Genomic DNA, 21,517 nt, shown 5'->3' with positions numbered 1-21,517 from the left:
CGAGATCGTCTACTCGAGCGCTTACCATCTTCGCGATCAGCGTGCTGTCATGAGCCCCTCACCTCGCGTAGAAAGGCGTCCACCTGGGTACGCAGATCTTCCCCACTCTGGGAAAGGTCCTCTGCAGCCTCGACCACACGCGAGGCGCTCAAACCGGTTTCTCGAGCCGCACTGCTCACGCCCGCAATGTTTTGCGAAACAATGCTGGTACCGCGAGCAGCCGCCGAAACGTTCCGCGAAATCTCCAATGTAGCAGCGCCCTGCTCCTCTACAGCCGCCGCGATCGTACTGGAAATCTCACTGACCTTGTGGATCGTAAGAGTAATTGCCTGGATGGACTCAGCGGAATGCCTGGTCGCGCTCTGAATAGCCCCGATTTGCGCCGCAATATCTTCCGTCGCGTTCGAGGTCTGGGCTGCCAACGCCTTAACTTCAGAGGCCACCACCGCAAAGCCCTGCCCCACAGCTCCCGCGCGCGCCGCCTCGATGGTAGCGTTGAGGGCCAGCAAGTTGGTCTGTTCCGCGATCTCACTGATCAGTTTAACGACGTCGCCGATCTTTTGAGCCGCTTCGGCGAGGCTCTGAACCTCTCCATTGGTCGAGTTGGCCTGCGAGGCGGCGTCACCGGCAACGCGAGCCGATTCGTTGACTTGCTGGGCAATCTCTCCGATCGACGCATTGAGCTCCTCGACAGCTGCGGCGACGGCCTCGGCGCTTTGCGCTGCCTCGTTAGAGGCGCTGACGACCTCCGAACTTTGTCGCGTCGACTTCTCGGCGTTGGCTGCCATTGACTGCGCGGTGTTGCGCATTTCCCCGGCCGCATGCCCAAGTGTATCGACCACGGTGCCGACGCTTTTCTCGAAACGAGACGCAAGTGCGTTCATAGTATCGCGCCGTTCATGTTGAGCGCGGATGCGTTGCGCTTCCTGAGTTCCACGCAGTTGGTCGGCCTCGATCAGCCCGGTCTTAAACACCTCGACGGCACCCGCCATCTCACCGATCTCGTCGACGCGCCCCGCGCCTGGCACGACAACCGTGTGCTCACCGCCTGCCAAGGATCGCATCGCAACTCCAAGGGCCCGGATGGGCTTAGCCATGTTGCGGCCCAGTAAAGTCGCGACGACGCCAGCCAGTAGCAGCGCACCGAATGAGGCGAACGCCATCCAGGTCATCGATGACTCGATCAGCCTTTGATAGGCACCGGTGTCCCGCGCAATCTCGAACACGGCTATGGGCTCACCGGAAAACCCCAGGATCTGTCCAAACGCCGTCGCAGTGGCGCGGCCGTCGAGCTTCGCCTGCCGAACGATCAACTTGCCGGCCAAGGCTTGCCGAACAATTGGCAGATCGACACTTAGTTCGGAAAATGTCGATGCCAAGGTCTTGACTGCTTCGCCGTCCAGCTGGTGTATCGCGACATCGACGTGGAATCGCGCCTTCATGCTATCAACGAAAGCCTTGCCGAATGGCGCCCCCACGTCCGCGACGCCGATGACGTCATCGCCATCCTTTATCGGTGCGCTGCCGAATACGTTGAGCACTGCCGTGCCGGCTTCCACACCGCCAAGCGGCCGGCGCGTGGTCATCGCGTTCGCGATCGTCTTGCGTCGCTCGCGCAGATCGTCACCAAATATCTTGGGATTGTGACTTCGTGCGAAGCCGATGCCTGGCGGCCGCGCAATCGTGACGAGTTCGAGGCCCCGCAGCTTGATTTTGGAGTACGATTGCTCAAGCGCGGCCAACGCAGCGTTTCTGTCTTGTGCGTGGATCGCCTCCCTCAATTGAGGCATTGCGGCCAATACTTCCGCCACCGCCAGAACGGTGCGGATTTCAGCATTCAACGCTCCGATCAGATTGAGATAGTCGTTCTGCAGCTCCCGCTCCGCTGCAGTGGCAACTAGGGTCTGCTGTTGCCACATGCTGAAAGCCGCAAGCGTGCAGCAAGTACCGGCGGCGACCAGTGTGATCGCAACGATCATGCGCGCTGAAATCGATCTTATCATTCCCAATGCCCCCTAGGCCGCAAGGATAGCGGCGCCCCACCGCAACTCCGACTTCGATGTGCGTTTCATCGCAGAGTATGTTGTTCTAGCTTTGATTTCTCCGGCTAAGCGCTCGAGTTTCGCGTGTGCTATTTCGCCCTTGCGGCGATCTCGGCACCGTGTGCCAGCGCTGCCGTCGGTTGGCCGTCCGATGATTCTGCCCGCTCGGCTCCTAGCGCAACTTCAGCTTCCAATATCTTCAGCCTGCTCGGCTGCAACTCGCCAACCGCTTCCAGCACCGGATAAGCCACCGAGCAAATATGAGAGTGAATTCGCTTCAAATCTCGAAGGATATCGAGATGCAGCGAACTGGTCTCGATGCTGGCAAGGTGGCCTTCGCGCAGCCGAATCAGGTGATTTTCGGCCGCGATTCGCTCTGCCTGCCGAATGGCTACTTTTTCTGCGATCAATTGACGGGCAATTTTCACTTCACCGGTGATGAAGACAGTCAACGCTAGCTTCAGATTTTCGATCACTCGCCGGTGAAACGCTTGCAACTCTGCCGCACCTTCGTTCGAAAAGTGCAGCCGATTCTTGATCTTCTTTGCTGCAAGCTCCATCAGATTCTTGTCGATGATATCGCCGATATGCTCAAGGTTTATCGAGAATGCGATGATTTCCATCGCTCGGCTCGCCTCGCGGTCGTCGAGACTTTCTCTGGTCACTTTGGTGACATAGAGCTTGATCGCTTCGTGCAGTTTGTCGACGGCATTGTCGGCGCGCTCGATTGATGAAACAAGTCGCCGGTCGTCTGTAGCCAAGGCGGTCATCGTTTCCCGCAGCATGGTCTCGACTAAATCGCCCATATGTAAGGCTTCCCGAGCTGCGCTCGTAAGCGCCAATGAGGGCGTCCCAATTACAGCGGCATCGAGATAGATGGGCTCAGACGGGTCGGAGGCGGTGACAGGTGGAGGTAGGAGCCATTGCAAGAGCTTGGCGAACGCCGGAAGTGGAATGAAAAAAAGAGCCGCAAGCGCGACGTTGAACAACGTATGAAAGTCCGCGATCAAGCGGATAGGGCCGGTATAGAGAGCGCCCATCGAATCGGTGATCAGTTGAAGGAACGGCAGTACCAGGACGCATCCGACTACCCGATTGATTAGATTTCCGAGCGGCAGACGTCGAGCAATCGGATTGGTGAGACTGCCGCCTTCCACCATCGGATTGATTGCCGAACCCAGGTTTGCACCCAACACCAAAGCGAGAGCCGCGACAGGAGGGACAAAGCCGGAATGAGCCAGCGAAATTACCAGCAGCACCACGGCAACGCTTGAATGCGCCGCCCAGGCGAGCGCAGCGCCGAAGATGACATTGAGCAGCGGCATGCCCGTAATGGCGCTAAGCAGCGCTCGGACGTTAGGTGCAGATTCCGCCGTCGACAACGTTTCGAGCAGCATATGCAGCGAAAGCAGCATTAAGCCAAGGCCTATGGCGACCCGGCCAAGGTCGCGGAATCGGGTTCTCACGCTGTTCTTGAATGCGATGACCCCGATGCCGAGGAGTACCGGCGCTATCACGGATACATCGAAACTGAAAATCTGGACGATCAAGGTCGTGCCGATATTCGCGCCAAGCACGATCGCCAACGCGGGCACAAGTCCAACCAGGCCGTCTCCCAGAAAGGTGGCGGTCATCAGTGTGGTCGCCGTGCTGCTTTGTAGGAGCGCCGTCGCGCCGATGCCAGCGAGTAGGGCAGCGAAACGGTTGCGCAGTGCGGTCGCCAGGACGCGACGCAGATCCGCGCCGAACGCTCTCAAGATCCCGGACTGCACCATATGCAGTCCCCATAACAGGAGCGCAATTCCGCCAATGAGATTGAGGAGTATGGTCGTACCCATTGCCTTCCTTAGTTGATCGCAGAGTCGGATGATCTTCTCTGCGGAGGACGCCGATCGCGTAAGCCGGAAACAAGCAAGAACATTAGTGCAGCAGTAGGCGGGCGAACTCTGAATCACGGCCGAGAAAGGCTTCGTTGGCCAGAATTAGATCTGGCTTTCGAGCCAACGCTCGCTCAACGGCTACTCGTTGCTCCCGCCCCGTGCAAAGTATCGGCACCGCTATTTGACAGCTTGGGAGGAATGGGTTGCGCCACTGATCTGTACACCGCTGGAATGCTCGCTGTTTCTCAGGGACTCCAGTACAAGCGGCACAATCTGCTCGAACCGATCGACGAGATGGTCAGCGTTGAATTCGGACGGCGGCAAGTGGTGATACCCATAGCTCACCGCGATGCAACGCATCCCGGCAGCATGTGCGGCCTCGACATCATGTATGTTGTCGCCAACCACAATCGATTGACCCAAGCCAACGCGAAGTTGTCGAATAGCTTCGAGCATTGGTTCCGGGCGAGGCTTTCGGTATGGCAGGCTGTCACCGCCCACGACGGCCAAAAAGTAATCGGCAAGGGATAGAGCCTGCAAAATTTGCATGGCGGCCGTGAACGGCTTGTTTGTCACAACGGCCATACGGATGCGAGCACGCTTAAACGCAGATAGCGTTTCGACGACGCCGGCGTAGGGGCGGGTGAGCTTGGCGGGATCGGCTTGGTAAATCTCGAGAAAGCGCGGGAGAACGACTTCGGCTTGCGTTGAGTTGGCGCCCACGGCGCTCAATCCCCGCTCAACCAGTTTAAGCACGCCATCGCCGATCATGCCGTGGACCTCGGCTGCTTCGATGGATCGGAGACCGAGTTCTGATAGCAACTGATTGAGCGCCGCGCGCAAGTCTTCGGCGCTATCGACGAGTGTCCCATCGAGATCGAAAATAACTGCTTGGATTGCGTTCTGCTTCGCCATACTGAAGCGTATGAACTATACCAAGTGAGATTCAATCGAATAAATTGCACACATATGTGAGGCCTCGTCACATGTCCTAGCCTCAAAATGCGGGGCCCTTGACCCCTACCGGCCGCCCCGCGCAAATGCAGTTTACGTCCCACCTGGTCACGGACATGATTCCATCGGGCAGATCGGCTCGCGGCTCCCGTTCGGGGATTGGAGGCAGCCTGCTGTGTCGCGGCAGGATCATTATGAAGTTATTCGGCCGATCTCCGGCCGGCGCTTGCGATCGGTTTGAAATCGCCCCCCCCAAGACTTCGATAGCCTTGAGGCCGCTGAATTTTCGGCCGGGTGTTTGCCGTCAGGGCGTGTGAGACAAATTGAAGGATTTTGCGGAGGGAGGATTTCTGGTTCATCGTAGCCACCAGGAGCGAAGATGAAGCAGAAATCCGGACCGGGCAAAGCGCCGGCAGAACAGGTACTAAGGGACATTCGGCGCCAGACCCGCCGGCAGTATTCGGCGGAAGAGAAGATCCGCATCGTGCTGGAAGGACTGCGGGGCGAGGAGAACATCTCCGAGCTCTGCCGGCGTGAGGGCATTGCCGCCTCAATGTATTACGGCTGGTCGAAGGAGTTCCTCGAAGCCGGTAAGCGCCGCCTGGCGGGCGATACGGCGCGTGCGGCGACCTCCGGCGAGGTGACGGATCTCCGTCGTGAGACGGCCGCATTGAAGGAAGTCGTGGCCGACCTCACCCTTGAGAACCGCCTACTCAAAAAAAGCATGAACGGGGATGGGGAGGACGAGGCATGAGATATCCTGCGTCCGAGAAGGCCGAGATCATCCAGTTGGTCGAGCAGTCGCACCTGCCGGCCAAGCGCACGCTGGACAAGCTCGGGATCCCACGCGCCACGTTTTATAGATGGTATGATCGCTATCGTGATGGCGGCGTCGAGGCGCTGGCTGACCACCGGTCTCGACCTGACCGGATATGGAATCGCATCCCCGACGATGTGCGGGGCCAGATCATCGACCTGGCGCTGGAGCTGCCCGAGCTGTCGCCGCGCGAGCTGGCCGTGCGGTTCACCGACGAACGGAAGTATTTTGTCTCCGAGGCATCGGTCTATCGGCTGCTGAAGGCGCATGACCTCATCACCAGCCCCGCCTATGTGGTGATCAAGGCGGCGAACGAGTTCAAGGACAAGACCACCGCCATCAACCAGCTCTGGCAGACCGACTTTACCTACCTCAAGATCACCGGCTGGGGCTGGTACTACCTGTCGACCGTGCTCGATGACTTCTCGCGTTACATCGTCGCCTGGAGGCTTGGTCCCACGATGTGTGCCTCCGACGTCACGGCCACACTCGACCAGGCACTCGCGGCCTCCGGCCTTGACCACATCACCGTCGCGCACCGGCCGAGGCTTCTCAGCGACAATGGTTCGAGTTACGTCGCGGACGATCTGGCCAGGTGGCTCGAATACAAGGGCATGCAGCACGTGCGCGGCGCTCCGTATCATCCCCAAACCCAGGGAAAGATCGAGCGCTGGCATCAGACCCTGAAGAACCGCATTCTGCTCGAGAACTATTATCTACCTCGCCACCTCGAACGGCAGATCGGCGCCTTCGTCGAGCATTACAACCACGTCCGCTATCATGAGAGCATCAAAAACCTGACCCCGGCTGACGTCTACTTCGGCAGAGCCGAGACCATCCTAACCGAACGACAGCGCATCAAGCGTGAGACCATCGCAAACCGCCGCTTGCAGCACCAACTGCAGGCCGCTTAAACTCCAACAACAGATGAGCCAGAGCCTCCCTTCTCGAAAAGCCTGATTAGTCTCAAATTATCTGACGACGGACAGGTCGCCTCAAGCAGTCTGTCAAATAGCTTCGGCGCGCACGCTAGAAGCGCGTTGCCTCTTTGTAAGCCGTTGCCCGACCAAAAATCCGTCGTCCGCCCTCCTGCTTCGTTAACCAGAACGATGCCTGCGACGGCGTCCCAGGAATTGAGATGCAGCCCATAGAAGCCGTCGCTGCGACCGCGAGCGACGTCGGCAAGCGCCAGGGCTGCGCATCCCTTCCAGCGAAACTCCAATCCCAAAGAAAGCATCCGCAGGACGGCGCTGGTGTAGTTCGATGGTGGAGGACGCCGTCGCCAGCAGCCGACTTCTACACAAGCGGCCGACAGGTCGTCTGTACTTGCGGCTACGATCGGCGCGCCATTGCAGTACGCACCAGCACCAAGTTGGGCCGAAAACAGCAAGTCGGCTTCCGGATCGTAGACAACTCCAATGCAGGGTCTACCATCCAGCGCGAAACCTATCGAAATCGCGTAATGCGTCCCCTCACGGATGAAGTTGGTCGTTCCGTCTATCGGGTCCACAAACCAAGTGGCGCCGCTGATCGTTCCTCCCATTTCCTCGCCGACAGTCGCATCGGACGGAAACATGCTGGAAATGCGTTTTCGAATCTCGAACTCCGCTTCCTCATCTGTAGCGGTGACATAATCTTGAGGCCCCTTTCTCCTGACCTCTACCCCTGCGCTAAGAGCCCGCTGCGCCTTGACGGTCGCACCAACTGCTCGGGCTACCTCAATCGCCACCAGTAACCGCGAGTCGGTGTGGTTAGACCTGCTCATCCTGTAGCTCGTGCGTTAGTAACGCGCTTGAGCGCGATCGTTGCAACTATTCTCGCGTCAATGCCTGGCTCTCGGCAAACCCCAACAGCATTCGCTGGGGAAATACATACAAATTCTCCGCAGCCGCCGATCCAACTCGTCCAGTCGCCCTCGGGCCCGGCTTCGATGCCGATCCGCGGGACATTTCCGAGAACCGCGGCCCGGTACGTTTCCGGCTGCCCGGAAAATAGTTCAAAGCAAGGAGCCGAGACGACCGCAGCACGAATATGATGGCGTTCGAGACGTTTCGCGGCCTCAAGCGCGACCGTGACCTCCGAGCCGGTCGCGATCAATGTGATATCACGCCCATCTTCCGGCTCAAGCACAACGTAAGCACCGAAAGCCACGAGGTTGGCGTCGCTGATCGACTTACGGAACGTCGGGAGCATCTGCCGGGACAGGTAGAGAACGGAGGGGTTTGCCTGTGCGCGCAAGACGCATTCCCACGCTTCCGCCGCTTCTACGGCGTCGCCAGGGCGGAAGACCAGCAAATTCGGAATTCCACGGAGCGACGCCAAGGGTGCAGCCGTCTGATGGATAACGCCACCTTGGGCCTTACTTTCAAAGTCTTGCGTGATCAGATGTATCACGCGGACATTCAGCTTGGCCGCCACATCAAGCGCGCAACGGCTGCTATCAGCGATGTCGAGATGCGTGTCGTAGTAGGAATGAAGCCCCCGTGCAATGCGATGCCGTTCACGGCCGCGGCCATCGCGCCGTTTTGCAAAAGATGAATATGATCGGATGCAAACGTTGTGGACTGTAAAGAGCACGTTACCCTACTCCGCGTCGATCCAGATCGAGCAACGTTCGCTGAATTTCGAAGCAAATTTGGGAGCGTACTTGCCATTCCCTCGATCACACGCCCCGAAGCATCTTGGGTGCAGATACTTGGCTCTCTTGTCGTGAAGCATTGCCGCAACTCCTTCATCGCTTCCGTGAGGCCGAACGGAAGATTGCGATTTACCGCGGCGTGATATGGTGAGCGGGGCCTGGATGAACGTTGCCTGGCACGTTCAATCCATTCGCGTCGGGCAGCACCCCAACGTCGCCCGATCTGGCGCCACTTGGCCAAGACCGCATCCCGGACCGGGAAGGCGGCGCGGAGTTCATTCGGAGCGAAGAGAGCCACATCCTTCACCTCGGAGGCAGGCAAAGGGACGCGCGTTGGTTCTGTCTTGTCACGATGGGACGCGCTGGATGAACCGATCGAGCGGCAGACTATCAACGACGGGCGATCACTCCGTTGGGCGCGATCGATAGCGGCCGCGATCGCAAGGGGGGCATCGCCACTGATCCGACACAACGACCAACCCGATGCCTCGATCCACGCTAAGGTGCTGTCCGAGCAGAGTGGTGACCCGGCACTTCCGCCGGATTTTCCGCTGTCGTCAAACAGCAGGATCAACCGGCTCAAGCGCAACTGACCGGCCAATACAATCGCTTCCTGACCTATTCTCCCACTCAGACAATCTTCTCCGCCGATCACGTAACTGAAATGATCGATGAAACCGTTCCCGAGTCGGGCATTCATCAAGCCCTCCGCGACCGCCATGCCCGCCCCTATGGCGATCTTTTGCCCCGGGTCTGTAGCCGCCTCCGGGTCGAGTGCACTTGAGTATTCGAGATACTCCGACGCATGCAGTTGCCGATGGCACGTTTGGCATTCGAGCGATGACGTGACACCATAACCCAACAAATAGCGTAACGCGTACCGTAGCTTCGCGTCTTCGCCCGTCGCGAATACCAGCCGGTCTCGATCCGGCCATGTCGGATCAGCTGTATCGAATTTCAGGAACCGCGAGAATAAGACCGTAGCGAGATTGGCCATACCTATCGACAGCTTCGGCCGATCGGGCCGTTCGCTCTCGACCGGGCCAACCGCTAAAATGCGAATAGCATCGGCCATCTCCGAGTATGAAACATCGCGGCCAGGTGCGATATGGGCCGGAACGCGAAAGGTCATGTCGCTCCGATCTGAGTCAAACTATAGGATCCGAAGAGCGCCTGTGATCCGCGCGATGTGTTTCGCGATTGACGCGTCGCGCCACAAACTGCTCACAACTTTTGTGGCTAGATGAGCCCCCTTCGTTGACACGCTGCCACTCCTCGTAAACCGGGCTTCTATGTCACCGATCCCCTAAGGGTCGATCAGAAGCAGGCTCCCCTGGAGCGACTACTCGCTCGATGCATTCACATCCTTCGCATATCTCGCCAGACGTTCTTTTAATGTACCGGTGTGAAGTTCGAAGGTGTGATTGTCGTAATCGTAAAAGTAGATCGACTCGCCCTCTCCTTCCACCCGAGATCTGGGCGGCCTTATCTCCAGCCCGAGCTTCTTCAGCGCTGTGAGATACTTATCGACCTCGCCGGCGTTGATCTTGAACGCTACGTGATTGTAGGTCCGAGCCGGCAGCGGATCGCCCTCCATGATCGCGATCCATTGACCACCGACAAGGAAGAATTTTTCCCGACTGACGGAGAACATTGCGTCGCCGCTCGAGTAGACTTCTTCGCCGCCCAACCCATCGACGAAGATCCTCGCACTTTTTTCGAGATCTTTCACGATGAAGGTAATGTGACTGACGCCCTCGACCATGGAATTTTCCTTAGATTTTCTACACTCGTGCAGAGGTGGCAGGGCGCTGTCCGCCAACACCGGCGGCCGATACATCCAAGATGGCTTTCAAAACCGTGCCGGGATCCTCCCGAGATAGAATGTGCCCCGCCTGCTTCACAATTCGGCGCTCGTAAAAGCTTGTGAAAAATTTGTCATGCGACTGAGAATCGTCGGGCGGCTTGCACCCGTCAGTCCCCCCGTGCAAAACAACGGTCGGAACTGGAATCTTCGGCAATTCCGCAAGCCGCTGCTCGATTTCTTCGAATTCGGCGGCGCCGGGAGCGGTGCGATATCGATGTCGATAGCAGTGAATCACGACATCGACAAAGGAGGCGTTATCAAACGACTTGGCAGTTCGATCATACTCCTCATCCGTAAAATCCAGATTCGGCGACCAAAGCTTCCAAAGTAGCTTGCACAGTTCGTATCGATTTTTCTTGAGACCCAGCACGCCGCGTTCTGCACCGAAGTACCACTGATACCAAAAGCGCAGCTCTTGCTCAGGATGAGACGGTACATGAGCATTTGCGATGTTCTGGATGTGATATCCTCCAATCGACACCAGCCAGCGGACACGCTCCGGCCACAACGCGGCGACGATGCAGGCTGCGCGGCCACCCCAATCATAACCGACGAGACCGACGTCCTTTAAGTGCAGGCCATCCATGAGATCGAGGAGATCCTTGCCCAAAGCAGCTTGCTGCCCACTGCCAACAAAGCCCTCCTTCAGGAAACGGGTCTGGCCATAGCCGCGCAAGTATGGAGCGATCGTTCGAAAGCCCATTTTAAGGAGCGGTTCTACAACACCATCCCAAGTCCGTGGATCGTCAGGAAATCCGTGAAGAAAGATCACAGGAAAGCCATCCGAAGAACCGCGCTCCTCGTACGCAATCTCGAGTTCAGCGGTCTTGCAGTATTTCATTTGCATTTGAGTTTCCTCGATCGGTCTATCGCCGGATGAACAGAGCAGTTGTGAAGCTCAGGGCGCTCGACGCGGCAACGACAAGGAAGATATTCGAAGTGTCATGATAGTGGTCGAGAATTCCTCCGATTGTCGGCTCGATCAGTCCTGCGAGGAGGTAAGAATAAAAGTTCAATATTCCCGTCGCCGTCCCCGCACGTTTGACGCCTACCAGATCCGGGCAAAGCGCGTACAACGATGCGTACGGCCCGAAGACGAAAAACCCGCAGAGAAATAGCGCGCAAATGCCCATGGCAGCGTCAGAGGTCGGGATAAAGTACATTGCGATCGAAGTTCCGATAGCAAAGAACATGTAGAGCGCAATTGCGTTGCCGCGATGCGATCCGAACAGCCGGTCCGAGACCCAACCGTTGGTAATAGCTCCGATCGCCATACCGCAGGGGAGCGCGACGCTAATCCAGCGCTGGCCCGAACTCGCGGAAGCCGCATTGCCCAGGAAGTGCACTGGCACCCATACGACGAGGCCGTACCTTGCGGCGTTGGCAAAGCCAATCGTGAGACCAGCGATCGAGATCCGCCAATTGCTCAATACTGCCTTGTAACGCTGAAATGAACTCTCCCCGTCGTCGACGGCTTGTTGACTGGCCGTCGGACTCGGCGACTTCTCTTCATCGTGAGGCGACTTGTAGCCGAGTTCCTCCGGAGTGTCCCGAACGATGAAGAAGTAGATGACTCCAGCAAGGAGCATCAGCAGCACAGGAACTCGGAATATCCAGCGCCAATCAAGATGAAGAATGTCGATCACAACAATCGAACTGATAAAGGCCAGGACTGAAGCCGCACCTGAGGCAAACAGGTAGAAGCCATAAACCTTGCCACGCTCGCTAGCTCCCCACCAATTGGACAGAAGGCGGCTACCCGGAGCCCAGCCCAACGCCTGGAAATAGCCATTCGCGCCCCAAGGAACGCACAGCGTCCAAAACCCTGTGCCAAAGCTGACGCACCAGTTCGCAGCACAAGACAAGATGGCTCCCGCGGTCATCGCGCGCCTGCCGCCGTACTTGTCGCCAAGATTTCCGTTGATCGCCTGCCCAATGGAGTAGCACCACAACATCGTGGCGCTGACCCAGCCAAGAAATTGCTTAGAGAGACCAAGCTCGGCCTGGATGCCGGGAATCGCAAAGCCGAACGTTTGTCGTCCGAGATAGAAGAAGAGGTAACAGAAGCAAGTTGCGAGAAGCATGCGCCACTGCGCACGGCGGAACGAGATCTCCAATTCCGGGTTTAACACGCCGACAGAAGCGTTGCTCGTCCGACCCATGGTAATTGACATGTCGAAGCTCCTTGGCTTTCGGCTCTGTGCCGTTTCACACCCGAATTGATCTTTTTTCTTTGTTGTATTGAACCGCTTCGCATTGGCACCGCGATCAAGCAGACCAAGGAAGCGGGCAGATGGACGAATTGGCGTTTGCGGTCACCGCTGAAACCAGCGATGACCGCGATCGCAACCTCAGGACTAAACCGCGCTAAGTACGGCCTCTCGATCACCGATGAAGTTCTTTCCCCGCTCTCCGATAAGCGCGTCGTTTACGGCGTCGATCCACTCGGATTTGCTCGGACCGTAGTCCGTTGCGAGTGTCGATACGCCGAGCTGATTCAGAGTGATCTCGAGCTTATTCGCACCAAGGGCGAGATCGTTTCCGAAGATCGCAGACAGCGCTTCGTCGCACGCGACGTTCTTTCCTACGACGCTACGCATCACCGCCGGCAGCGAGAACGAGCATGCAATTCCATGAACGGTGCCGTAATGCAGCGTCAGATAGTAGGATAGAGAGTGAGCAAGTGCGGTTTTCGTGTTCGAAAACGCGAGCCCGGCAAACATACAGGCGCGCGCCAGCCTCGCCCTGTGGTCAATATTTGTAAGGTCTGAGGCCAGACGCGGCAACACATCAATGACTTCGCGCGCGGCAAAGATTGCGTGGTGCGTCGAAACCGGGTTTGCGTTTACGTTCCAGATACTCTCGAGTGCATGAGAAAGGGCATCGAGCCCGGTACTTACGGTGAGATCGCGCGGGAGCCCAACAGCTAGCGAAGGATCGATCACTGCGTATTCGGGATACAATTCCGGCAATGCCAGCGAATACTTCTTCTTCTTTTCAGTGTCCCACACCGTTGCCCACGAAGTCACCTCACTCCCAGTACCCGCCGTGGTCGGGACTGCGATGATCGCGACTTCGGGCTTGAGCTTCGCGCCTGGCGCGCCTTCAAGGAAGGACTGTACGCGGGCAAAGTCACCATTGGCTGCCGCGAGAACTTTCGCGGTGTCGATCACAGAGCCCCCGCCAAGCGCGACGATCACCTGGGGTGGGGAGCTGGCCTTCATATAAGAGGAGCACGCTTTCCTCAAACCGATGAAGCTCGGATTTGGCTCGACGTCACGCACGACGACGGCGGGTTTTCCGGCCTTGGCCGAAATCTTGTCACCGAGCTCAATGAAGTGAGGATTGTCCCCGTAGGTGAGCAGGCAGTACGGCCTGCCTCCGATCTTTTGTTTGAGGCGATCGGCAGCACCAACCCCAAAATCGATTTTGACCGGATTAGTGTATTGCCAAGATGCCGTCATCGCGTTGTTTCCTCTTTGAATGGTATTGTTCATGCTTGAAATACGCTCCCGCGGTTTCATCACAAAATTCATTTTCCCTAAGAAGCTAGTGAAAAAATCTATACGAGCAGATTGCGCGAATCGGTCAGGTTCAACGCTTGCGAAAAGCGCTCTGGGTTGCATCACCTATCGATGAAGCATGACTCGCCCACAGGCCAACGTTCGCCTGGGCATTCATGTCCCGGCGCAAGAACCCGACGCTCTCGAATCGCTCTATTTCGGCCGAACGCCGCTGCTCAACTGCGGCTTTGCTCCACCGGTGGCCCAGTCCAGCAGCTCAACCGTATGCACAACGGGGATCGATGCGCCGCTCGCTAGCTGCACCATGCAACCGATGTTACCTGCAGCGATCACGTCCGGCTGGAGCGTTGCGATATTGGCAACCTTTCGATCACGCAATTTATTCGCGATGTCCGGCTGGAGGATGTTGTAGGTGCCAGCCGAGCCACAACACAAGTGCCCCTCGGGTATATCCTTCACCAGGAACCCGACCTTCGAAAGCAATTCTTTCGGTGCGTGCGTGATCTTTTGTCCGTGCTGCAATGAACAAGCCGAGTGATAGGCGACCGTCAGATCGAATTCTTCGCTTGATGGATGAAGTTGAAGGTCCGTGAGATACTCGGTGATGTCTTTGGCGAGCGCCGACACCTTGGCGGCATCGGCCGCGAAGGCTTGATCCTCGCGCAGGAGATAGCCGTAGTCCTTGATCACGGTGCCGCAGCCGGACGCCGTCACCAGGATGGCGTCGAGCCCTCCGCCGGCTGCTTCCTTCCGCCACACCGTGACGTTGGCGCGCGCCCGCGCCAGTGCATCCTGGTCGTTGCCGAGGTGATGGGTCAGCGCGCCGCAGCACTGCTCGTCCTTGACCAGGACGACCTCGATGCCGTGACGGGTGAGGAGGCTGATGGCGGCCTGGTTGATGCGCGGCGCCAGCACCTGCTGGGCGCAGCCCTGGAGCAGCGCGACCCGGCCGCACTTCTTGCCGCGCGCCGCGAACACGCTGCCCGGAAGGGCGCCTGGCGCCGGCAGCCAGCTCGGGGCCAGCGCCAGCATTGCCTTGAGGCGCTGGATCAGGCCGGGCGTGGCTGACGGCCGCGGCGTCGGCAGGAAGACGGCAAAGGGCCGGGCCAGCCGCGCCAACACCATGCTCGCGCGAAAGCGCCGGGGGTCCGGCAGGACGAAGGTCAGCACCTGGCGCAGCAGCCGTTCGGCGAGCGACCGCTGATAGCGCTGCTCGATCCTGACACGGGCCTGATCGACGAGGTGCATGTAGTTCACCCCGGAGGGGCAGGTCGTCATGCAGGACAGGCAGGACAGGCACCGGTCGACATGCTTGACCACCTCGGCCGTCGGCGCCTGGTCCTTTTCCAGCATCTCCTTGATCAGATAGATGCGGCCGCGCGGGCTATCGAGCTCGTCGCCGAGCAGCACGTAGGTCGGGCAGGTCGCGGTGCAGAAGCCGCAATGAACGCAGGCGCGCAGGATCTTGTCGGCTTCCGCGATGTCGGGGTCGGCGAGCTGCGCGAGTGAGAATTCGGTCTTCATGCCGCAGCGCCCCGCGTCAGCCGTCCCCGGTTCAAAATGGACTTCGGATCGAAACTGGCGCGGACCCGTTCGCTCAGGGCGGCGACACCCGGCGCTTGCGGATGGAACACGTCGATGCTACGCTTGACGTGCTCGTCGGCCCGGATCAGCGTGGCATGCCCGCCGAACGCATGGGTCCGCTGGCGCACGGCCGGGGCATGCGCGTCGGCCTTCGGCGGCAGCGCCGCCCAGATCAGCCCGCCGCCCCAGTCATAGATGACATCGCCGCCCGTCTCGCGCGTCAAGTGCGTGCCGAGCGCCGCGCCCGAAGCCGGCGGACAGACGATCCGCCACACCGGCCAGGCGCCGAGCGCGCCGCCGGCCGCGAACGGCAGCACGTCGCGGATGGTCGCCCACAACGTTGATGACTCTGCATCCTCGATCAGGGTTGCGGTTCCGAAAGGCGCCAGCAATTCGCGCAGCGAGCCGGCGCGGTGGCTCGCAGAAGCCATGATGCCCTCGAGCCGCAGCACCGTCAGCGCCTCGTCCTGGCCGGCGATATCGCCAAGCCCGTCGGTCCTGGCGCGGAAGGCCGATTTCGGCAGATGCGCGGCGGCGGAGACGTCGAAGGGCGAGCCGAGGGCCGCGGTCATCGCCTTGTTCGCGGCGGCCTCGTCGAGCCCGCGCAACAGCAGCGTCCGCTCGGCCTCGGGCTTCGGCATCACCTTCAGCGTCACTTCGGTCATCACCGACAGCGTGCCCCAGGAGCCCGAAAGTAGCTTGCAGAGGTCGTAACCTGTGACGTTCTTCACCACCTTGCCGCCGGTCTTGAAGCTGTCGCCGAAGCCGGAGATGGCATGCGCCCCCAGGAGATGGTCGCGCGCCCCACCCGCCTTGATCCGGCGCGGACCGGCCAGCCCGGCCGCGATCATGCCGCCGATGGTGCCTGATACGGGCGTGCCGAGCATCGGGGCGGTGTTGATCGGCTCGAAGGCGAATTGCTGGTTCTTGGCATCGATCAGCGACAGCACGTCGGCCAGCGGCGCGCCGGCCTGGAGCGTCACGATCAATTCGTTGGGCTCATAGGAGGTGACCGCATTCAGCGCGGAGACGTCGAGCACGGCATTGGTCGCCATCGCGTGCCCGATGCTGCGCTTGCTGCCATGACCGATGATCTCGAGCGGCTGCTCATTGGCAATCGCCGCGCGCACCACCTCTTCGACGTCTTTGGCGTCTCTGACTTTAAGCCTATCCACGACTGAGCCGGTATCCAAGTTTACAACTGGAAGCAAATAAGGCAGGTGCCGCGATCGGCGCTAGAACCGGGGAATGTCCGGGAAAGCCAGCCTGCCCGCGTGCACATGCATGCGGCCGAGTTCGGCGCAGCGGTGCAGGGTCGGAAACACCTTGCCGGGATTGAGCAGACCCTGTGCGTCGAAGGCGCATTTCAGCCGCTGCTGCTGGTTGAGATCAATCTCGGTGAACATGTCGCCCATGAGGTCGCGCTTCTCGATGCCGACGCCGTGCTCGCCGGTGAGCACGCCGCCGAACTCGACGCAGGCGCGCAGGATGTCGGCACCAAAAGCTTCGGCGCGCTCGATCTCGCCGGACTTGTTGGCATCGTACAAGATCAACGGATGCAGATTGCCGTCGCCGGCGTGGAACACGTTGGCGCAGCCGAGCTGGTATTTTTCCGAGAGCTCGCGGATCCGCGCCAAGGCCTTCGGCAGCGCGCCGCGGGGAATGGTGCCGTCCATGCAGAGATAGTCGGGCGAGATGCGCCCCACCGCCGGGAACGCAGCTTTCCGGCCCGCCCAGAACAAATTGCGCTCGGCCTCCGAGGTCGAGATCTGGCAGGTGGTCCAGCCGCAGCCGTTGGCGATGGTCTCGACCCGCGTGATCAGCTCGTCGACCTCGATCTTAGGACCGTCGAGCTCGATGATCAGCAGCGCCTCGACGTCAAGCGGATAGCCCGCGTGGACGAAGGCTTCCGCGGCGTGGATCGCGGGCTTGTCCATCATCTCCATGCCGCCGGGAATAATGCCGGCGCCGATGATCCGCGCCACGCATTCGCCGGCGGCCTCGACCTCGGCAAAGCCGACCATCAGCGCGCGGGCCGTCTCCGGCTTTTGCAAGATGCGCACCGTGATCTCGGTGATGACCCCGAGCAGGCCTTCCGAGCCGGTGATGACACCCATCAGGTCGTAGCCGGTGTTATCGGCCGACTTGCCGCCGATGCGCAAAATCTCGCCGCTCATCAGCACAATCTCGCAACCGAGCACGTTGTTGGTGGTCATGCCGTATTTGAGGCAATGCACGCCGCCGGAATTTTCCGCGACATTGCCGCCGATCGAGCAGGCGATCTGCGAGGACGGGTCGGGCGCGTAATAGAAGCCGGCATGCGCGACCGCCTGGCTGATCGCAAGATTGGTGACGCCGGGCTCGGTGACGACGACGCGGTTATCGAAATCGATCTCGCGGATCCGCTTGAACTTGCCGAGCCCGAGCAGCACGCCATCTTCCAGCGGCAGCGCGCCCCCGGACAGCGAAGTGCCGGAGCCACGCGGGACCACCTTGATCCCCTGCCCGGCACAATATTTCAGGACGCGCGAGACCTGCTCGGTGGTGTCGGGCAGCACGACGACCATCGGCGGCTGCCCGTATGCGGTCAGCCCATCGGATTCGTAGGCCCGCATCTCCGCGGCGCTGTCGATCACGCCTTCGCCCGGCACGATTGCGCGCAACGCCTCCACAATAGCATCGCGGCGCCCTAGAACCGTAAGGTCAGAGGCCGGCATCAGTATGGCCATAACTTTCTCCAGAGCGTTTGACGCGACGAAACGTCAAACACCATCAACGCTCTTCGCTCGCAAGGTGCGGTCGCGGCTGTTTGTGACCCTTGTCGACGAAACAGCCTGTGAACCGTGGTCAGCCAATACAAAGGCCCGCCGTGCGGCGGGCCTCTCGATCGTGCTCAAGAACCCTCTACCAACGCATGTTGATGTTTTTCACCTGCGTGTAACTAAGAATTTCTTCGAAGCACTCTTCTTCGCCGATTCCACTTTGCTTCCAACCTCCATAGGGGGCTCCCATGTATCGTCCGTTGGAATTTATCCAGACATACCCGGCATCGACCCGCTCCGCCGTCTCCATCGCTTTCGCGAGGTCATTCGTGACGATCGCGGCCGTCAATCCGTACTCTATCCCATTCGCCACCTGAATCATGTCCTCGTAGCTGTCCCAGCTAAATACAGACATTACAGGCCCGAAAATCTCTTCGTGGCCAATCCGCATCTGAGGCGTAACATTGTCGAAGATGGTCGGCGCAATGAAGAGACCATCGCTTAGTTCCGGATCCTTCGGCTTGCCAGCGCCCGTAAGAAGGTTTGCGCCCTGCTTTTTTGCGGACTCGATGAACTCCATGACCCGTTTGAATTGCTTTTCCGAAACAACAGGGCCAACCTCGTTTTCCGGGAGCCACGGCGCTCCAATCGGGAGTGCTTCCGACAGCTTGACCAACTCAGCTGTGACTGCTTCCCGCAGGGACGAATGAACGAGCACTCTGGAAGTCGAACTACAAGATTGACCCTGCCGGTTCATGTTCATGCCCTTGATGGCGGCCGAGGCCGCCTTCTTCGGATCGGCATCCGGGAACACAATGATGGGGTTTTTGCCTCCGAGCTCCAGGCTGACCCGCTTCAGCCCCTCCGCGGCGTCCCGTGCAATCGCGCGGCCGGTCGGGACTGATCCCACAAACCCAATGCGCGACACATCGGGATGCCGAACCAACGCCGCTCCGATAGCGCCATCACCCGTGATGATGTTGACGACACCCTTCGGAAAGATGCCTTCGCACAATTCACCGAGACGGAGACTGGAAAGCGGGGCCTGATCGGAGCCTTTGATGACAACGCAATTGCCCGCAGCGAGCGGAGCAGCTGCCTTTTCGGCACAGAATCTGAATGGATGATTGAAAGGGTTGATCTTAGCCACAACACCATACGGTTGCCGACGCGTCAGATTGAGGTGGCGGGGCCCCTGCGAGAACGTCTGCCCCTTTATCTCCGTAATGAGACCGGCGCAGTATCGCAGCCAGTCAGCAGTCCAGGTCATATCCCCGCGCATTCCGACAATAGCATTGCCGGAATCGACAGCATCCATCAACGAAAGCTCGTCAATGTTGTCTTCGATTGCCTTGGCCAAGTTCACCAGGCATCGAGCCCGCTCCTTGATCGGCACCTGCGACCATTCCGGGAACGCCTTCTTCGCCGCAGCCACCGCGCGGTCGACATCAGCGCTGGTGGCATTGGGGACTTCCCCGATTTTCTTCATATTGGATGGATTGAATGTAGAGAAACTGCCACCCGATTGGGGCGCCACCCACTCTCCGCCGATATAAAACCCTTTGGGACGATATTTGAGTTCTGGCGACTTCATTTCGTTCCTCTCTTCGCTGCCTGTTTTTGTTGGCGCCCGGCTCCACAATTGCTCGAGCTGCACTTGACCTGGCATTGCTTACGGCGACGAGGGATCGATTGTAAAATTTTGTTTTTGGCAGGTCCTATTGAGCCACTCTATCTGGGCTTTTGACCTTGGCGGACATCTTCGCAGCGACGTCGAAAGCAGCTCTTATGATTGGCCGGTTCCTTCGCTCGCTCAGGCAAACCATGAAGGAGTTCACGTTAACGTCGGCGTCGTTCAATTCCAGTACTTTCAGGTCCGGGTGATGCATGAATTCGGTTTCCGCAATGATGCTCGTTCCGAGGCCTATCGCCACGGCTTGTACAATCGCTTCGCGGCTGTTGATCTCGAGCGAGATGTTAGGTGATACCTTCGCGGCACGGCAGGCTCGCTCGAACGCCTGCCGCGTCGTAGATTCCGCCTCACGCACAATCATATTTTCTCCTGAAAGCTCTTTGATCGAAATGCTCCCTCGGCGTTTTTTGGCGAGGCTGCTCCCCCGGTTCGTTATCACCACCACCTTGTGCCTTCTGAAGGGCATGCAATAGTACAGTGCGTTTTCCGGATCTCGACCCAACAACCCTACGTCGGTCTGATACTCAATGATTTGCTGAAGCACATTGTGTGCCGATCCCAACGAAACGGATATCTTCATCCTGCTGAACTTTCTGTTCAACTCTCCCATCAAAGCCATCACATCGAAAGGGCCGACCGCTCCCAGTCTTAATTGGCCTTCCTCGAAGTTGTTCGCCGATCGCAACATCGTCATTGCCTCTTCCTCATGACCGAAGAGGCCGGCGGTGATCGCAAATAACGAGCGGCCGAATGGCGTCAGTTCAATTTGGTGGCCTCGTCGGAAAAAGAGTTCGACCTTAAAATACTGCTCAAGCGCTTTGACATGCGATGAGACCGTCGGCTGGCTTACTCGCAACCTTGTGGCGGCCCCGGTAAAGCTGCCTTCCTGCGCCACCAAATGAAACGCTTTCAGCCAAGTTAAGCTCATCGCCTCCTCCTAGAACATTTCCGGCGTCCGCCCACCTTCACCGCTTTTGTCTACTCTTCGATCGGGCGCCTGGTGGATTTACTGACATCACACTCTCTTCAGCCAACCGGCCAATCCATTCCACAAATTTGTCTATGTGCTTGCCTTCCGCCCGCAATGTCCGGTTCACCCAATATGACTGTCCCTTGAGCAGCATCTTCGGCAGAGGAATTTTGAAATCTCCCCTCTCGAGACTCTTTTGAAGGAGTTCGCGTGGCGCGACGGTTGAACCGAAGCCCATGCGAACGGCGTGAAGAGCCACGAATAGGTGGTCGAAGCGGTGACCTCCTTCGAAGAAGTATTCCTTCACTTTTGCGAACTCAAACCAAGATTCCCAATCTCCAGGCCGCGTGGCGGATACGATGAGCTTATGCGCCAATATATCTTGCGGCGTTCTGACAGGAAAATGCGAAAGGACCGACTCCGACGTCACTACCGTGAGGCTTTCCTGGAATAAGACCCTACTGTCGCGTAGTCGGGGATACTGACTTGGCTCGCCTCGCGTGATGACGACATCGTTTGCGCCGAAATCCGCCGATTGACCGCTCATTCGAGTGGTGATCCACACGCTCACACTTGGGTTCAGCGTCTCGAATTCCTTCAAATGCTCCAACAGCCAATACGTCGCCAAAGTAGCCGGAGCCTCAACGGAGATCACGGACTTTGCCCGCTGCCTGCGAACGTACTCGCAAGCGGTCGTCATCTCATTGATGGATTCATCCAAGCGATCCGCCAAGATCTTTCCATATGGCGTGAGCGCTAGATGTCTTCCTTGCCGGAAAAACACAC

At 58.7% G+C, this 21,517-nt stretch carries 17 protein-coding genes; 1 reads left to right on the top strand and 16 read right to left on the bottom strand.

Annotation, left to right across the window (positions count from 1 at the left end):
• Positions 1 to 47 precede the first annotated feature (47 nt).
• From V5279_RS09385 to gph, 3 genes are all read right to left on the bottom strand, one after another.
• Positions 48 to 2,003, bottom strand: a complete 1,956-nt coding sequence (locus V5279_RS09385) for a methyl-accepting chemotaxis protein (RefSeq protein ID WP_338696663.1) — start codon at positions 2,001 to 2,003, stop codon at positions 48 to 50.
• Between the two features lie 128 nt (positions 2,004 to 2,131).
• Positions 2,132 to 3,880, bottom strand: a complete 1,749-nt coding sequence (locus tag V5279_RS09380) for a Na/Pi cotransporter family protein (RefSeq protein ID WP_338696661.1) — start codon at positions 3,878 to 3,880, stop codon at positions 2,132 to 2,134.
• Between the two features lie 219 nt (positions 3,881 to 4,099).
• Positions 4,100 to 4,837 (bottom strand): phosphoglycolate phosphatase, encoded by a 738-nt coding sequence (gene gph / locus V5279_RS09375; protein ID WP_338696659.1) that lies wholly within the window; start codon positions 4,835 to 4,837, stop codon positions 4,100 to 4,102.
• A gap of 418 nt (positions 4,838 to 5,255) precedes the next feature.
• Here gph and V5279_RS09370 point away from each other — a divergent pair.
• Positions 5,256 to 6,607 (top strand): IS3 family transposase gene (locus V5279_RS09370; protein WP_338691735.1). Its coding sequence is split into 2 segments (ribosomal slippage): positions 5,256 to 5,592 and positions 5,592 to 6,607, totalling 1,353 coding nucleotides; the frame shifts between segments, so codons are not numbered across the junction.
• Here the strand turns inward: V5279_RS09370 and V5279_RS09365 are convergent.
• The 13 genes from V5279_RS09365 to V5279_RS09305 all read right to left on the bottom strand — a co-directional run bounded on the left by V5279_RS09365 (position 6,604) and on the right by V5279_RS09305 (position 21,464).
• Complete coding sequence (locus V5279_RS09365) at positions 6,604 to 7,458, bottom strand: inositol monophosphatase family protein (RefSeq protein ID WP_338696657.1); 855 nt, start codon at positions 7,456 to 7,458, stop codon at positions 6,604 to 6,606. The genes V5279_RS09370 and V5279_RS09365 overlap by 4 nt on opposite strands.
• Positions 7,455 to 8,111, bottom strand: a complete 657-nt coding sequence (locus V5279_RS09360) for a transketolase-like TK C-terminal-containing protein (RefSeq protein ID WP_338696655.1) — start codon at positions 8,109 to 8,111, stop codon at positions 7,455 to 7,457. Before V5279_RS09360 ends, V5279_RS09365 begins: the two co-directional genes overlap by 4 nt.
• Positions 8,096 to 9,463: a hypothetical protein gene (locus V5279_RS09355; RefSeq protein ID WP_338696653.1), complete on the bottom strand. Its 1,368-nt coding sequence runs from the start codon at positions 9,461 to 9,463 to the stop codon at positions 8,096 to 8,098. Before V5279_RS09355 ends, V5279_RS09360 begins: the two co-directional genes overlap by 16 nt.
• A 210-nt stretch (positions 9,464 to 9,673) precedes the next feature.
• Positions 9,674 to 10,096, bottom strand: coding sequence for a FosX/FosE/FosI family fosfomycin resistance hydrolase (gene fosX, locus V5279_RS09350; RefSeq protein ID WP_338696651.1), 423 nt, complete (start codon positions 10,094 to 10,096; stop codon positions 9,674 to 9,676).
• Positions 10,097 to 10,115: 19 nt separating this feature from the next.
• Complete coding sequence (locus V5279_RS09345) at positions 10,116 to 11,045, bottom strand: alpha/beta hydrolase (RefSeq protein ID WP_338696649.1); 930 nt, start codon at positions 11,043 to 11,045, stop codon at positions 10,116 to 10,118.
• A 19-nt stretch (positions 11,046 to 11,064) separates the two neighbouring features.
• Entirely contained in the window at positions 11,065 to 12,372 is a 1,308-nt protein-coding gene (locus V5279_RS09340) for an MFS transporter (protein ID WP_338696647.1), read from the bottom strand.
• Between the two features lie 183 nt (positions 12,373 to 12,555).
• A complete protein-coding gene (locus tag V5279_RS09335) occupies positions 12,556 to 13,695 on the bottom strand; it encodes a phosphonoacetaldehyde reductase (RefSeq protein WP_338696645.1) in 1,140 nt (379 codons plus the stop codon).
• 219 nt (positions 13,696 to 13,914) lie between these two features.
• Positions 13,915 to 15,246 carry a glycolate oxidase subunit GlcF gene (gene glcF, locus V5279_RS09330; protein WP_338696643.1) on the bottom strand — a complete coding sequence of 444 codons (1,332 nt, stop codon included), beginning with the start codon at positions 15,244 to 15,246 and terminating at the stop codon, positions 13,915 to 13,917.
• Positions 15,243 to 16,481, bottom strand: coding sequence for an FAD-binding protein (locus V5279_RS09325; RefSeq protein ID WP_338696641.1), 1,239 nt, complete (start codon positions 16,479 to 16,481; stop codon positions 15,243 to 15,245). The genes glcF and V5279_RS09325 overlap by 4 nt, the downstream gene beginning before the upstream one ends.
• 60 nt (positions 16,482 to 16,541) lie before the next feature.
• Positions 16,542 to 18,035, bottom strand: coding sequence for an FAD-linked oxidase C-terminal domain-containing protein (locus V5279_RS09320; RefSeq protein ID WP_338696639.1), 1,494 nt, complete (start codon positions 18,033 to 18,035; stop codon positions 16,542 to 16,544).
• Between the two features lie 175 nt (positions 18,036 to 18,210).
• A complete protein-coding gene (locus V5279_RS09315; RefSeq protein ID WP_338696637.1) occupies positions 18,211 to 19,662 on the bottom strand; it encodes an aldehyde dehydrogenase family protein in 1,452 nt (483 codons plus the stop codon).
• Between the two features lie 124 nt (positions 19,663 to 19,786).
• Entirely contained in the window at positions 19,787 to 20,689 is a 903-nt protein-coding gene (locus V5279_RS09310; RefSeq protein ID WP_338696635.1) for a LysR substrate-binding domain-containing protein, read from the bottom strand.
• Positions 20,690 to 20,726: 37 nt separating this feature from the next.
• Entirely contained in the window at positions 20,727 to 21,464 is a 738-nt protein-coding gene (locus V5279_RS09305; protein ID WP_338701082.1) for a LysR substrate-binding domain-containing protein, read from the bottom strand.
• Positions 21,465 to 21,517: the final 53 nt, after the last annotated feature.

It is taken from the genome of Bradyrhizobium sp. 26S5, from assembly GCF_036923295.1.
GTDB lineage: Bacteria > Pseudomonadota > Alphaproteobacteria > Rhizobiales > Xanthobacteraceae > Bradyrhizobium > Bradyrhizobium septentrionale.
Note: the sequence above shows the minus strand (reverse complement) of the source record. Positions and strands in the feature narration are given on the sequence as shown.

Bases quoted from the DNA above. Each gene is read 5' to 3' on its own strand.
- V5279_RS09385 (WP_338696663.1), bottom strand. From the start codon at position 2,003: ATGATAAGATCGATTTCAGCGCGCATGATCGTTGCGATCACACTGGTC.
- V5279_RS09380 (WP_338696661.1), bottom strand. From the start codon at position 3,880: ATGGGTACGACCATACTCCTCAATCTCATTGGCGGAATTGCGCTCCTG.
- gph (WP_338696659.1), bottom strand. From the start codon at position 4,837: ATGGCGAAGCAGAACGCAATCCAAGCAGTTATTTTCGATCTCGATGGG.
- V5279_RS09365 (WP_338696657.1), bottom strand. From the start codon at position 7,458: ATGAGCAGGTCTAACCACACCGACTCGCGGTTACTGGTGGCGATTGAG.
- V5279_RS09355 (WP_338696653.1), bottom strand. From the start codon at position 9,463: ATGACCTTTCGCGTTCCGGCCCATATCGCACCTGGCCGCGATGTTTCA.
- fosX (WP_338696651.1), bottom strand. From the start codon at position 10,096: ATGGTCGAGGGCGTCAGTCACATTACCTTCATCGTGAAAGATCTCGAA.
- V5279_RS09345 (WP_338696649.1), bottom strand. From the start codon at position 11,045: ATGCAAATGAAATACTGCAAGACCGCTGAACTCGAGATTGCGTACGAG.
- V5279_RS09340 (WP_338696647.1), bottom strand. From the start codon at position 12,372: ATGTCAATTACCATGGGTCGGACGAGCAACGCTTCTGTCGGCGTGTTA.
- V5279_RS09335 (WP_338696645.1), bottom strand. From the start codon at position 13,695: ATGAACAATACCATTCAAAGAGGAAACAACGCGATGACGGCATCTTGG.
- glcF (WP_338696643.1), bottom strand. From the start codon at position 15,246: ATGAAGACCGAATTCTCACTCGCGCAGCTCGCCGACCCCGACATCGCG.
- V5279_RS09320 (WP_338696639.1), bottom strand. From the start codon at position 18,035: ATGGCCATACTGATGCCGGCCTCTGACCTTACGGTTCTAGGGCGCCGC.
- V5279_RS09315 (WP_338696637.1), bottom strand. From the start codon at position 19,662: ATGAAGTCGCCAGAACTCAAATATCGTCCCAAAGGGTTTTATATCGGC.
- V5279_RS09310 (WP_338696635.1), bottom strand. From the start codon at position 20,689: ATGAGCTTAACTTGGCTGAAAGCGTTTCATTTGGTGGCGCAGGAAGGC.